Annotated in this window: 10 protein-coding genes; 6 read left to right on the forward strand and 4 right to left on the reverse strand. The window is 51.3% G+C overall.

Annotated elements, in window-relative coordinates:
• The first annotated feature begins 26 nt into the window (after window positions 1-26).
• The 5 genes from METMI_RS0116525 to METMI_RS0116545 are packed head-to-tail and all read left to right on the forward strand — an operon-like array spanning window position 27 to window position 4,446.
• Complete coding sequence (locus tag METMI_RS0116525; protein WP_029151764.1) at window positions 27-1,160, forward strand: MlaE family ABC transporter permease; 1,134 nt, start codon at window positions 27-29, stop codon at window positions 1,158-1,160.
• A gap of 3 nt (window positions 1,161-1,163) precedes the next feature.
• A complete protein-coding gene (locus METMI_RS0116530) occupies window positions 1,164-1,952 on the forward strand; it encodes an ABC transporter ATP-binding protein (RefSeq protein WP_019867411.1) in 789 nt (262 codons plus the stop codon).
• Window positions 1,953-1,955: 3 nt separating this feature from the next.
• Window positions 1,956-2,954 (forward strand): MlaD family protein, encoded by a 999-nt coding sequence (locus METMI_RS0116535; protein ID WP_019867412.1) that lies wholly within the window; start codon window positions 1,956-1,958, stop codon window positions 2,952-2,954.
• A gap of 6 nt (window positions 2,955-2,960) precedes the next feature.
• Window positions 2,961-3,590 (forward strand): PqiC family protein, encoded by a 630-nt coding sequence (locus tag METMI_RS0116540; protein WP_083930376.1) that lies wholly within the window; start codon window positions 2,961-2,963, stop codon window positions 3,588-3,590.
• 13 nt (window positions 3,591-3,603) lie between these two features.
• Window positions 3,604-4,446, forward strand: coding sequence for a DODA-type extradiol aromatic ring-opening family dioxygenase (locus METMI_RS0116545; protein ID WP_019867414.1), 843 nt, complete (start codon window positions 3,604-3,606; stop codon window positions 4,444-4,446).
• Window positions 4,447-4,743: 297 nt separating this feature from the next.
• Here the strand turns inward: METMI_RS0116545 and METMI_RS25655 are convergent, their stop codons facing one another.
• From METMI_RS25655 to METMI_RS0116565, 4 genes are all read right to left on the reverse strand, one after another.
• Window positions 4,744-6,759 carry a PAS domain S-box protein gene (locus tag METMI_RS25655; protein WP_019867415.1) on the reverse strand — a complete coding sequence of 672 codons (2,016 nt, stop codon included), beginning with the start codon at window positions 6,757-6,759 and terminating at the stop codon, window positions 4,744-4,746.
• 541 nt (window positions 6,760-7,300) lie between these two features.
• Complete coding sequence (locus METMI_RS25660; protein ID WP_019867416.1) at window positions 7,301-9,217, reverse strand: adenylate/guanylate cyclase domain-containing protein; 1,917 nt, start codon at window positions 9,215-9,217, stop codon at window positions 7,301-7,303.
• Window positions 9,201-9,839, reverse strand: coding sequence for a methylamine utilization protein (locus METMI_RS0116560; RefSeq protein WP_019867417.1), 639 nt, complete (start codon window positions 9,837-9,839; stop codon window positions 9,201-9,203). Before METMI_RS0116560 ends, METMI_RS25660 begins: the two co-directional genes overlap by 17 nt.
• A gap of 25 nt (window positions 9,840-9,864) precedes the next feature.
• On the reverse strand, window positions 9,865-10,764 hold the full coding sequence (locus tag METMI_RS0116565; protein WP_019867418.1) for a hypothetical protein: 900 nt from the start codon (window positions 10,762-10,764) through the stop codon (window positions 9,865-9,867).
• Window positions 10,765-11,112: 348 nt separating this feature from the next.
• On the opposite strand from METMI_RS0116565, the gene METMI_RS24415 reads away from it, so the two are divergent.
• Complete coding sequence (locus METMI_RS24415; RefSeq protein WP_019867420.1) at window positions 11,113-12,714, forward strand: GMC oxidoreductase; 1,602 nt, start codon at window positions 11,113-11,115, stop codon at window positions 12,712-12,714.
• The last annotated feature ends 17 nt before the right edge of the window (window positions 12,715-12,731 follow it).

Raw genomic sequence — 12,731 nt, forward strand, 5'->3', positions numbered from 1 at the left:
TTACCAACGGGCTTTAAAACTTCATCATGACAGACAGTGTTCCGTGTGTAATTAATGTCAGCCGTCAGGGGCAGACGATGGAAGCCGCTTTCGTGGGTGATTGGGTTTTGGATGCCGCAGTCCCGGCACTTGATGGGGTGTTGGCGCAATTGGGGGAGGGGGATATCAGGAAGCTAATATTCTCGACCCAAGATTTAGGCCGTTGGGATAGTTTGCTGATGACCGAGCTGATCCGCCTGGTCAATCACGGTGCAAATCAAGGCATTGAAGTGGACACCAGCAGCCTGCCGGAAGGCATTCAAGGTTTGTTGCAGTTGGTTTATGCCATACCGGAACCGATCGGGGCAAGGCGTAAAGCAACCCGGGTTTCTTGGTTGGAAGTGTTGGGCGCTAGCGGTTTGCGCCTATTTGATGATGTCCAGGCTATCATCGTTTTTATCGGTGAAACGGCGCTTGGCCTTTGGGCTTTGATGCGTGCCAAGGCCCGCTTCCGTACTGTCGATTTATGGACGAATATCCAAGATTGCGGCCCGTCGGCATTGCCCATCATTACCCTGATCAGCCTGTTGGCGGGGTTGATCCTCGCGTTCGTGGGGGCGGTGCAGCTAGCCTTGTTTGGTGCGGAAATCTATATTGCCGATATGGTGGGCTTGGGCATGATGCGGGAAATGGGGAGCTTGATGACGGGCATCATCATGACGGGCCGTACTGGTGCAGCCTTTGCGGCGCAACTGGGCACCATGCAGGTGAACAGCGAGATCGACGCCCTCAAGACGATGGGTTTTAAGCCGATGGAGTTTTTGGTTTTGCCGCGTATCCTGGCGCTTATTTTTATCATGCCCCTGCTTTGCCTGTATGCTGACTTGATGGGCATTGTTGGCGGCGCCTTGGTGACCGTGAATTTTTTTGAAGTGTCGTTGTTGCAATATCTAAACCGCACAGCCGACGCCGTCCATCTCAAGGATTTTTTTATTGGTATCGTCAAATGCGGGGTGTTCGGCGTATTGATCGCACTTTCCGGTTGCCTGCGCGGCATGCAATGCGGGCGCAGCGCTTCGGACGTGGGCGACGCCGCAACTTCCGCCGTGGTGACGGGCATTGTTTTTATTGTCGTCGCCGATTCGTTAATAACGGTGATCTGCAACCGTCTGGGAATTTAAACCATGGCCACGCCCTGCCTGACCATTAAAGATATGACCTTGGCTTATGGTGATTTTGTGATCCAACGCAACCTTAATTTCACCATCAACCGGGGGGATATTTTTATCATCATGGGCGCCAGCGGCTGCGGTAAAAGCACCTTGTTGATGCATCTCATCGGCTTAATGGAGCCTGCCCAAGGCGATGTGTTTTATAACGGGGAAAGTTTGTGGCAAGCAGGGCCCGAAGACCGGCAACGTATCTTGCAGCGCACGGGGGTGTTATTCCAAAGCGGCGCGCTGTTAAGTTCCATGACCTTAGCTGAGAATGTGGCGCTGCCATTGACCGAGCATACCCATTTAGAAGCCCAGCGGATACGTGAACTGGTCTCTTACAAACTGGCCCTGGTGGGGTTGGCTGGATTTGAAGACTATTATCCTGCCGAGCTGAGTGGCGGGATGCTAAAACGGGCGGGGCTGGCGCGGGCCATGGCGCTGGATCCTGAAATCTTGTTTTTCGACGAACCCTCGGCGGGCTTGGATCCGGTCAGCGCCAAGCGGCTGGACGATTTGATCCGCAGTTTACGTGACCATTTAGGCGCAACCATTGTTTTGGTGACCCACGAGTTGGCCAGTATCTTTGCCATAGGCAGCGATTCGGTGTTTCTCGATACCGAAGCCCAAACAATTATCGCGACGGGCCCGCCCAAACAACTGCTGGCCGAATCTAAAGACCCGAAAGTCATCCATTTTTTGACCCGTGGCGAAACCCAAAAACGGTATGCCGGCAACCAACAACCAGGAGTGGTGTGATTTATGAGTAAACCTGTCAATCCTTATGCCATTGGCCTTTTTCTGGTGGGTTCATTGGTGCTGCTGATTGCTGCGATCCTGATTTTTGGCGGCGGCCAGTTGCTCAAAAAGAAAACCCAGTACGTCATTTATTTCGATTCCGCGTTAAATGGCCTCAATGTCGGGGCGCCAGTTAAATTGCAAGGCGTGCAGGTGGGTACGGTTAAAGAAATTTCCTTAGAGCTTGACCAAAAAGCTTCACGTATCATTAAGCCCGTGGTGATCGAAATTGACCAAGAAATGGTGTTGGATTCCAGCGGCAAGCCTTTTAGGGCTGCAACGACATTTGAAGAACGCCAGCAAAACGCCAACCAGCTCATTGAAGCCGGGCTCAAAGCCCAGCTGCAAATCCAAAGTTTCCTGACCGGGCTTTTGTACGTGGAATTCAACTTCCACCGTGACGATCCGCTCAAATTGACCGGGATTAACTACAAAGACTTGGCCGAGTTGCCTTCGGTGCCCAGCACTGAGGATCAAATCAGAAATACGGCGGATGAGATATTGACCAAACTCCGCCAGCTACCACTGGAAGACATCATAAAAGACCTTGCCACCACGTTAAAAGCCGTCCGTGACATAACCACGTCGGACGACCTTAAAAAAAGCCGTGCCGCCTTGGCGCAATCGTTGGAAGAAACCGACAAGCTCATCACGACGATGAACCGTAACTTGGTGCCGTTGTTGAATAATGTGAACGCCACGGTGACCGACACCCGGACGATGGTGCAGCAATTTACCCGTGACATTAAGCCAGTGTTGGTTTCCACCGAAAAAACCCTGGATACCGCCAACAGCCTCTTACTGGATTCCAAACATTCGATGAATTCCGTGGAAGCCATTGCCACCCCGGAAGGGCCATTATGGCAATCATTGGAGGCCTTGCGTGAAGCGGCCCGGTCCACTAAGGAGTTGACCGATTACCTACAGCGTCACCCTGATTCGTTGCTTTACGGAAAGGAGTAAAAAACCATGTCATATCCAGGTGCGATGAAAAGCCCGGCCGTTTTTTTATGGGTGATGCTGATGTCCACGCTTGTGCTGGACGGTTGTATGCACACCGGAGGAGACAAGCCTATCCAATTTTACCGTTTGACTGCCGGCTCCGGGCTTGACATGCGCCTTCCGGCGGCCACCAAACCCCTGGATATGGACATGACCGTTGGTTTAGGGCCGATACACATTCCGGAGTATTTGGGTCGCCCGCAAATGATGGTGGCCGTTACCGAACACCAGTACCGGCTTTCCGAAGAACACCGCTGGGCGGAACCGTTGGAGCAAAACATTTCCCTCGCCCTGTTCCAGGCCTTGCCCGGCCTGCTGGGCACAGACCGGATAGTGCGTTATCCGTGGCCGCAGCGGCAGCTGGTCGATTATCAGATTGGTATTGATATATTGGAGTTTAATATTGACGCCAGCGCCCAGAGCCGCTTAATTGCCCAGTGGTCCATTAAGCGTAAAGGCCAAGCTGGCATCGACAGGCGTTCGGTGATCCAGTTTCCGGCTTCAACTACCGACTACGAGGCGATGGTCCGTGCCCAGAGCCAATGCCTTGGCAAATTGGCGCAAGAAATCGCCGTGACCTTACGGCAAAACCAATAAGGGGGCTAAAACGGTGAATGATGGTATCTATAACCCACAGGCTATGGTGGCTGAGTCCCCGTCATTGGCGGGCGTTTTGTACCTTTCCCATGGCGGCGGGCCTATGCCGTTGCTGGGTGATCCGGGCCACAAAAATTTGCTGGATTTCCTAAAAATAGTCACGCCGATGCTGGGCAAGCCATCAGCCATTTTAGTGGTCAGCGCCCATTGGGAAGCGCGGGTGCCGACTATCACCAGTGGCCCTATGCCGGCATTGGTCTATGATTATTACGGTTTCCCTAAAGAATCTTACCAGATCCGCTATCCGGCGGCGGGCAACCCGGTGTTGGCCGAAAAAGTTTTCAACTTATTGGCAAGCCACGGTATCGCCGCAAAACTTGATGGCCAGCGGGGCTTCGACCATGGTCTGTTTGTGCCTTTAAAAGTTATGTATCCGGAAGCGGATATTCCATGCGTCCAATTGTCTTTAGTGGACGATTTGCAGCCTGAAGGGCATATCCGGATAGGCAAGGCCATTGCTGGCTTGAGGAAAGAAAATGTGCTGATTATCGGTTCAGGCTTTAGTTTCCATAACCTCAGGGCTTTTTTTGATCCCCCGACAGCAGAAACCCAAGCCCTGAACCAAGCTTTTGAGGGCTGGTTGATTGACACCTGTTCCAATAAGCAGCTGACCGAAGCGGAGCGGGAGCGGCGCCTGGTTGATTGGCAACAAGCGCCCGCCGCAAGGTACTGCCATCCCCGCGAAGAGCATTTATTGCCCTTGCACGTTTGTTACGGGGTCGCGCAAACTGCCGCGGGCCATGTGTTTGAGTTTGGTGTGTTGGGCAAGATGGCCAGTGCATATCTTTGGCAATAAGCGTTCCCTTTCAAGGGAATAGCCGCCCATTGCCTCCCGCTGGGCTGCCCCTCCGCTGTTTTAGTGCTGTCAAACACTGGAAGTGTTTATGGAGGGCGTATGTTGGATGCCCAGCATGGATTCCCACCTCCCGTCCCATGCACTAGTACCCAGTCACTGTTGAATTGTCAGTGTTATTTTCGTAGGGGCGAGCGGTTGCCCGCCTGATCGCTGCGGAATTCGGTGCAGGCCATAAACAAGGCGGACAACCGTCCGCCCGGATTTAGATTGGCCCGACAAAAAATCAGTGACTGGGCACTAGGGCAAGTCCTGATGGTATAAATGCACGCGGTTCCGCCCCAATTTTTTAGCTTGGTACATCGCCCAGTCCGCGTGACGTAAAAGCGAATCGCTGTTGCCATCATCACTTGGAAAAATAGTGATGCCGATGCTGGCGGTGACCTTCGCTTCGTCATGCCCGTTTAGCCTAACGGGCTTGTTGATTTCTGCTATGACGCGTTCCAAAACCATTTGGTGTTCATTGGCGTCTTTTAAATCGGTCAGCAGCAGCACAAACTCGTCCCCGCCTAAACGGCAGACGGTATCATTGCTTCGGACAGACGATTGCATCCTGTGGGCGGCTTCTTTCAGCAACATGTCCCCGGCAGTATGGCCAAAATGGTCATTGACCTGTTTAAACCCGTCTAGGTCGAGGTAACAAACGGCGAGCAAGTGTCCTGAACGTCCGGATTGGGCGATGGCTTGGTCCAGCCGGTCGGCAAGCAATAAGCGGTTGGGTAGGTCTGTGAGGATGTCATGGTGAGCAATGTGCTGGATTTGTTCCTGTTGTTTTTTGATTTCGGTAATATCCAGCATCATCCATAATGAATCATGGCCATCGCCAGGCAACAGGGCCCCACTGATATCCACCCAGACCTTTTCGCCATTTTTCCGTACCAACTCCAACTGTGCCCGGTATGTGCCATTGGCTTTCAGGATAGGATAGGCCGATTCGCCTAAGGCTTGGTACGACTGGTCGTCAGGGTAAAGGGCTCGGGTCGGTTTTCCAATCAATTCACCATGCTCATAACCAAAAATTTGTGCCGTCGCCCTATTTTTCCAAACGATAATCCGGTCACGTATCTTGAAAATGGCAATCAGGTCATTGTCAAGCATAGCATTTTGTTCTTGGGCCAGTTTGTGGAGCTTTTCTTCAATTTGCTTGCGTTCCGTAATGTCGTACATCACGCCTCGGCTCCTCAGAAAATTGCCGTCGGCATCCTTTATGGCGGTTGCGCTCAGGCTGACATATCTGCTGCCGCCATCTTTGCATATCAATTCATATTCCAGATTTTTAACTTCACCCTCCCTCAAAAAAATCGGGAATTGTTCATTGAGCTGCCGCTTGCCTTCAGGGGTATAAAAATCGGAGAGATGCTTTTTGCCAATAATTTCTTCCCGTTGATAACCTAACCAAGAGAGTTCTGTGGCGTTAATGCGTAAATAGACGCCATCCGGGCCTACAGAATGATAGCCGCAGGGGGCGTGGTCATACAGGTCTTCGATTTCTTTTGTGGATGCGGCGAGTTTTTCTTCCAGTTCCTTACGTTCGGTGATGTCCCGTCCGACCGACTGGGTTTCTATCAAACGGCCTTCACTGTCGAAAAATCCCCGGTTGATGAATTGCGCCCAACGTATGGCTCCACCTTTAGTTAGGATACGGTTTTCAATAACGGCAATTGGGTTATCAGGGGACATCTGTTGCAGCTTTTCATGAATGAGCGGGATGTCTTCGTGCCATGCAACGGGTTGCCATTTATGCCCGATTAAGCTTTCACGCGGCTTTCCAAATAAACGGCAGTACGCATCGTTGACATACAGGATGGTGCCATCCACCTTAAAGCGGCAGATCACTTCTGTTTGGTCTTCCAATAATGCCCGGTAGCGCTGTTCGCCCAGTTGCAGCTCTGACATGGCATGGTGGAATTGTTCGGAGTGCCGCCGCATTTGTTTGACTATCGAGGCCGTCAAATAGGCCGTGATCAGGAAAGATATTGCCGCAATTGCCTCGTCTTTGTCAGGGGCAAATGTCCAAAAGGGCGGGATGAAAATGTAATAGCCCGTTACCGCGCTGAGGATCACGGTCACCGCCCCTGGCCTGATGCCACAAATATAGAAGCTGACAACCATCGCGGGATAAAAAGTGATAAAAGCGAACCCGGCATCTACTGGAAGTGCCAAAAAGCGCAGCTGAAGTGCGGTCAAAAAAATGGTTGCTGCTAGCGCGTAGCGTAATATCGGTGGCAACTTGGAATAGGCTTCGTTTAAATTCATCTACGGCTGCTAATGGGTCTGTTTTAGGTGCGGTGGGATAATAACCCTCCCTTGGTTTCTAGGTGTTCAATACCAAATTAAATGCTAAACCTATTGTTTGGCTGGTATTGCTTCTTAAAAGAAAAATCAATGGTTTATGAATAAAAATGGCGGTAGGCCATTGATGGCTTATAAGCTAGTCACTGCCATTAAGTTAAGGTTTTAATAAAAATAAAACAATTAGTTACGAACGAATTTGTAGGTCGGGTTTACCCAAAGGGCATAAAAGCGATAGCGTAACCCGACGCATCAGCATCCAAATGTCGGGTTACGCTGACGCTAACCCGACCTACGATTGATTTGCACCGCAAAAATACAACCGTAACCGCATGATTAACTTAATGGCAGTGTTGTAAGCCAGTGCGTATGCCCATTATTGGCCTGGACAGGCCTGCCTTAGGGCAAGGCCTCTGTTATTGGCATTTTCCATGAAGTAATAAGGTGGTCGCAATTGATGTCTGGGCATCCCGCCACCTACAGCCCTAATCATCTGGGCGTGCCTCTATTTTGCCAAATCATAAACCGCATCAAAGTCCGCGGCCACCTCCTGTGCCGCCAATTCTTCCAAGCGCTGCAGATACAAGGCGCTCGGCTTATCTTGAAAGCTACCAACCAAGCCGGTGAACAGGATTTTTGCTTGCGGGAATTGCCGCTGGCGAAAAGCGGCTAACGCGTCGGCAAAGTTAAGGCAAAGCTGGTGCTGTTCGGGCGTCAACTGGCTGTGCCTGGCGATGACTTCATAAATCGCCACGTGTTGTTGTTTGCCCTGCACCCGCACAGTGTCCAATTCGCGGCAGGCGAACCTTGAACAAACCTGTTGGTAGGTCTGTTCCGAGATTAGTATTTCGCTGCCGTAGTATTTGTTCGCCCCTTCCAGCCGCGCCGCCAAATTCACGGTGTCGCCAATCATGGTGTAGTCCAAACGGTCGATAGAGCCGATATTGCCGACGACGGCGTCCCCCGTGTTGATGCCGATGCGCATGGACAATAAGGGCAAACCCTGCTGCCGCCAGATCGTGCGCAAATCCCGCAAAGCGTGTTGCATGGCCAAGGCGCAGTGCACGGCTTGTTGGGCGTGGCCTGCATCAGCCACGGGCGCCCCCCAAAACGCGACGATGGCATCGCCGATAAATTTATCCAACACGCCGTGATGGCGGCTGATTTGGCTGCTCATTTCGGTCAAGTAGCCGTTGAGCAAGGCGACTAGGGCTTGGGGCGGCATCTGTTCGGCAATGCTGGTGAACCCCGCCAGATCAGTGAACAACGCGGTGATTTCCCGCGTTTCGCCGCCTAGCACCACATCATGGCTGAGCAATTCCGTCGCCACGACGGGGGACACGACTTTCCCCAGCAAGGTGCGGATTTTTTCTTTTTCCAGCAATTGGGTGCCCATCGCGTTAAACGCCATGCCTAGCTGCCCCATTTCGTCTTGGCTATGGATTTGCACTTGATAACCGTAATTGCCCAACCCTATGGCCTGCGCGCCCCGCGCCAGTGTTTGCAAGGGCTTGCTGACCGTCTTGGCCAGCCACGCGGCGGCTAGGCTGGCCAAACCGATGCTTAAAAGCGCGATCATCAGCAGTAGCCATTGCAAGCGGTAAAAATTCTCTAGGGCTTTAGGCCAGGAGCGCTCGATCAGGGCGATCAGTTTGCCGGTCTGCTGGTTTTCCAAAACCACCAGCCGGCTTAAGTACAAGTCCTTATCGGTATGCCAAAAAAAGCCATCGGCATCGGTCTGGAACAGGGGCAGTCGTTGCCGTGGGGATGGGACGAGCGTCGAAGCCTGTATCTGTAAGGTTTGGCTCTGTTCGCTTAACAGGCTGATTTCCACTTGCGTCAGTTGCTTGAGCTGCGCCAGCACCGTATTGTCAATGACGAACCCTAGGCATAACCAAACAATGGGTTCCGGGGCTAAAACCGGCACGATGATCAGTTGGTACGGGGTTTTACCGATCAGCATCAAGCGGGCCGCCGCGCCTTCCGCTTCGGCTTGGGCAAGCAATTCCTCGGCGAAAAACAGTTGGCCGTTTTGTTGCGGGTCTAGGCTATTGGCTAGCACGCTATCATCAATCGAGACTAAAAAGGAGGCATCGGCCTGCACCCGTGCGCCTAAGTTGGCCAATGCGGAGGTCAGGGTGTCTTGGTCCTGCGTGGCAATGACGCGCTTAAAGGCAAAATCACTGGCTAAGGCGGTGGCTTGTTGGGTCAATTGTTGGCTACGTTCGGACAACAAGCGTAAAAATATCCGTTCGGTCACCAAGAGTTCATGGCGGATAGTCGCTTCGGTGTTGTCCCTGAAAACCTGGTTGACGACGGCGACTACGCCCGCCAACGCCAATAGCAACAGGCCGATGGTGTAAAACAATAAGCGGCTGCGGAACTGCCTGAAAGGCCGGAAAAACTTAACGGTAACCGGCATCTAAATTGGCAGTGGCGGGCAGGCGGATGGGACGGAAGCTTTTTTTCAGATCCAGCGTCAAGGCCAGTTCTGTGGAATTGCCAGCGGCAACGGTCACTTTTGCATTGCCGGGGGGGCGTTTTTTTACCTGTGGATGCCATGCAGATACGGCATAACCGTGCCCTGCGGGCACCTCCAGTTGCGCGGCACCTTGATTATCGGTCAATGCAAAAAAAGGGCTGTCGACCACAAGCACATAAGCCGACATCCAATCGTGGATATTGCAGCCTAGGGTGACCACACCGGCCTTATCAAACACCACAGGCTTGGCTGGCGTGCCTTCATACAGCGGCAGTTCAAAGTTTTTTGCTTCCGAGAAAGAATAGACATGATGGCGGATCTTATCATGGTTAGGGAATGACACCGGTGTCCCGGTTTGGACGATGGTGAGGTGGTTGACGAATTCCTTATCAACCTGGTCGATGATAAGGGTTTTAGGTTTTGCCCGTGCCACAGGTTGTGGCGTATCGGGGGTGGCGTAAACGGCCGCTTGCCCAATGGGTTTGCCGTCGCTGTCCAGCACGTTAACCCGTATGGTGACGGCATGGGCGTTGCCCAGTAGCAAGCCCAAAATTAACGCCATTGCCTTTGTCCGCATAAACCCGACCTCAGTAACTGTAATGGACGCTAAGCTGGATTTGGTGGCTTGCGTAGCCCACTCCTAATGCCAGGGCATCGGTGTCGATGTAGCTGTAATTCAACGCGGTGGCCGCATGCCCGTCCCACAAGGCGTAGCTTAAACCTAGCCGGTAAAGGTTGGTTTCCCCTTGGGTACGATAAGTCCAACCCGGGAAGGCATCATCATCGGCTATGCTGTCCACCTTGCCCAATAGGGCCGGGGGTAGGCTGTCCGGTAGGTTATTGCTGACAATGTCCCCCCAGCGGTGGCCATAACTGGTGGTCAACTGCACCTGTCCGGTGACGGCAAAATTACTGCCGATTTCAAGCGCATGCCCTTGTATGTCGAAGGCGGAGGCTGTCGACCCCATCCTCAGGTTTCTGGGCGGCGCGTTGCGGTCATCAAAACGGTAAGCGACAAAGCCTTGCAAAAACTCATTGCACCAGGAGGACAGGCGTAGCCCTGCGCTTAACTGGTTACCGGAACGTAATTGGCTGGCGGAGAAAATTTCCGCATCCGCCAGTTCCAAATGCAACATCGGCGCTTGTCGGCCCAAACCGAATTTGTGTGTCAACACCGCTTTGCCCCCGACCGTATATTGCCCAAGTTTTTCGAAACGCCCGTAAGTTTCGCCACTCCAGTCAGCGGTGAAATAGCCGCGTGTATAACCGCCAAACTGGTAGGCACGGCCTGCCGATAACAAGCCTTTGCCTAGAAAATCATCCAGTTGCTGCGCGGAAAAAAATGAGCCGTTGATATTGCTGGCAAATTTCCCTGACACACTGCCGTCGGCTAACCATTCGACCCATTCGGCGTGGCTAGCCGGGCTGCTTACGGCAAGGCAACCCGATAAAACAATAACAGACAGTGGACAAGCCGTTTTAATCACTGCAAAAACCTATTAAAAATATTTAGACGCAATCATAAAGATGAATTTATATCACTTCTTTGGGTATTCCCAGCAGAATTTACAGACGGGAAAGGCCTGTCTTGGAATGCCGCCGGGAAATCAATCTGGCCCCTTCGATGGCATTTATAGGCCCGGCAATAACATAAACATATAATGCATTGAATTGATTTACATTTTAATTGATGGGCTTACCGCAAGTTTTTACAAACAAGGCATGGGCTTGAAATCTGTCGTTAGTTGCGCCATGATCCCTAAACCGCCCGGCGGCAACGGGCAGGGAGGGCGCTATATTTAAGGGGCGCCATTTTAAACTACATGAGGTCAGCGATGTTTTCACATTCATCAGATATAAGGCGCGAATCTGTTATCGATGCCGATGTTTGTATTATAGGTGCAGGTTGTGCGGGTATTACGTTAGCGACAGAATTAAACGGTTCGCCATTAAAAGTGATTCTGCTGGAAAGTGGGGACCTGGAATACGATGAAAAAACCCAATCTTTGTACCAAGGTGAAAACATCAGTGCAAATCCCCTGAAATTGGAGGATGTGCGCTTACGTTATTTTGGAGGCTCCACGAACCATTGGCATGGTATGTGCCATCCTTTAAACGAAATTGATTTGCTTCCCCGTAAAGAAATTGCTTATCCTGGCTGGCCCATCACGTTAAATGACTTAACCCCTTTTTATGTAAGGGCGCAGAAGGTATGCCAACTGGGGCCTTTTGTTTATGATGATGAAAATTATTGGCGGCAGCAGATGAATTTCTCGCCCTTATTAAGCGGCAATTTGTTAAGGACATCATTTTTTCAATTAAGCCCGCCTACGCGTTTTGGGGCTGTTTATAGGGAAGTGCTCAAAAAATCGGCTAATGTTGAGGTTATCCTAAATGCCAACGCATTGGAATTGGAATCTTCAGGGGATGCCGACCACGTCACCCAAGTCCGTGTGGCACATATCAATGGCAATACTTTTTGGGTTAAGGCAAAAAAGTTTGTCCTTTCGGCAGGCGGTTTAGAAACCCCGAGGATATTGCTGTTATCCAATAAAATCCAAAAAAAGGGTTTAGGCAATGGGCATGATTTGGTCGGGCGTTATTATATGGATCATCTGGCAAATTTGCGTAGCGGAACATTACAATTTATCGCCGACCAGTCCAAATACCCCTGGTATTTCAAATTAGGGACAAAGGTCAACCATCTGCCCGATACGACGGTAGGCGTCCTGCTGACGCCTAGCACGGAGCTGATAAAAAAAGAAGGCATAACCAATTTTCGCATCATGTTGTTGCCGACACCCGAAGAAAAGGGGATAGACTCAGTAAAATCCATTATTAGCGGAATAAAGTCCGGGCATATTCCTGATGACTTAGGCGGCCATATTAAAAACGTATTGTCCGAGATAGATTCCGTCACCAATTTGGCCTTTAAAAATATTTTCCATACGAATAAAAATTTGCTTGGGGCCCGTGAGAAAAGCACGGCGATCACTAGGGCGGATATCGACCTTAACATGGAGCAGCTGCCCAACCGTGACAGTAAGGTAAGCCTGTCGGGCCAAAAGGATGTTTTCGGACAAAACCGCCTTAAGCTCGATTGGAAAATTTCTGAAATGGATAAGAAAACAGCAGGCAAGGCTTTAGAAACGATAGCCCTTGAATGTGGTAAATATAATCTTGGGCGTGTCCGGATATCGGATAGCCTAAAACAGGATACGTCGTTCGAAACCAGTTGGCATCACATGGGGACGACCAGGATGTCGGTGTCACCAACCGATGGCGTGGTAAACGTGGATTGCAAAGTGCACGGGGTTGATAACCTTTTTATTGCGAGCAGTTCGGTCTTCACGACGGGGGGGTGGGCAAACCCGACCCTAACCATTACCGCATTGTCGATAAGATTGGCGGACCATTTGAAAACCCTATTCAGTTGAATGTGGGGCTAAACAGT

It is taken from the genome of Methylovulum miyakonense HT12, assembly GCF_000384075.1.
GTDB classification, from domain to species: domain Bacteria; phylum Pseudomonadota; class Gammaproteobacteria; order Methylococcales; family Methylomonadaceae; genus Methylovulum; species Methylovulum miyakonense.

What these genes read in the sequence shown, in the direction of transcription:
- METMI_RS0116540 (WP_083930376.1), top strand. Translation starts at nt 2,961, where the DNA reads ATGTCATATCCAGGTGCGATGAAAAGCCCGGCCGTTTTTTTATGGGTG.
- METMI_RS0116530 (WP_019867411.1), top strand. Translation starts at nt 1,164, where the DNA reads ATGGCCACGCCCTGCCTGACCATTAAAGATATGACCTTGGCTTATGGT.
- METMI_RS0116535 (WP_019867412.1), top strand. Translation starts at nt 1,956, where the DNA reads ATGAGTAAACCTGTCAATCCTTATGCCATTGGCCTTTTTCTGGTGGGT.
- METMI_RS0116560 (WP_019867417.1), bottom strand. Translation starts at nt 9,839, where the DNA reads ATGGCGTTAATTTTGGGCTTGCTACTGGGCAACGCCCATGCCGTCACC.
- METMI_RS25655 (WP_019867415.1), bottom strand. Translation starts at nt 6,759, where the DNA reads ATGAATTTAAACGAAGCCTATTCCAAGTTGCCACCGATATTACGCTAC.
- METMI_RS0116525 (WP_029151764.1), top strand. Translation starts at nt 27, where the DNA reads ATGACAGACAGTGTTCCGTGTGTAATTAATGTCAGCCGTCAGGGGCAG.
- METMI_RS24415 (WP_019867420.1), top strand. Translation starts at nt 11,113, where the DNA reads ATGTTTTCACATTCATCAGATATAAGGCGCGAATCTGTTATCGATGCC.
- METMI_RS25660 (WP_019867416.1), bottom strand. Translation starts at nt 9,217, where the DNA reads ATGCCGGTTACCGTTAAGTTTTTCCGGCCTTTCAGGCAGTTCCGCAGC.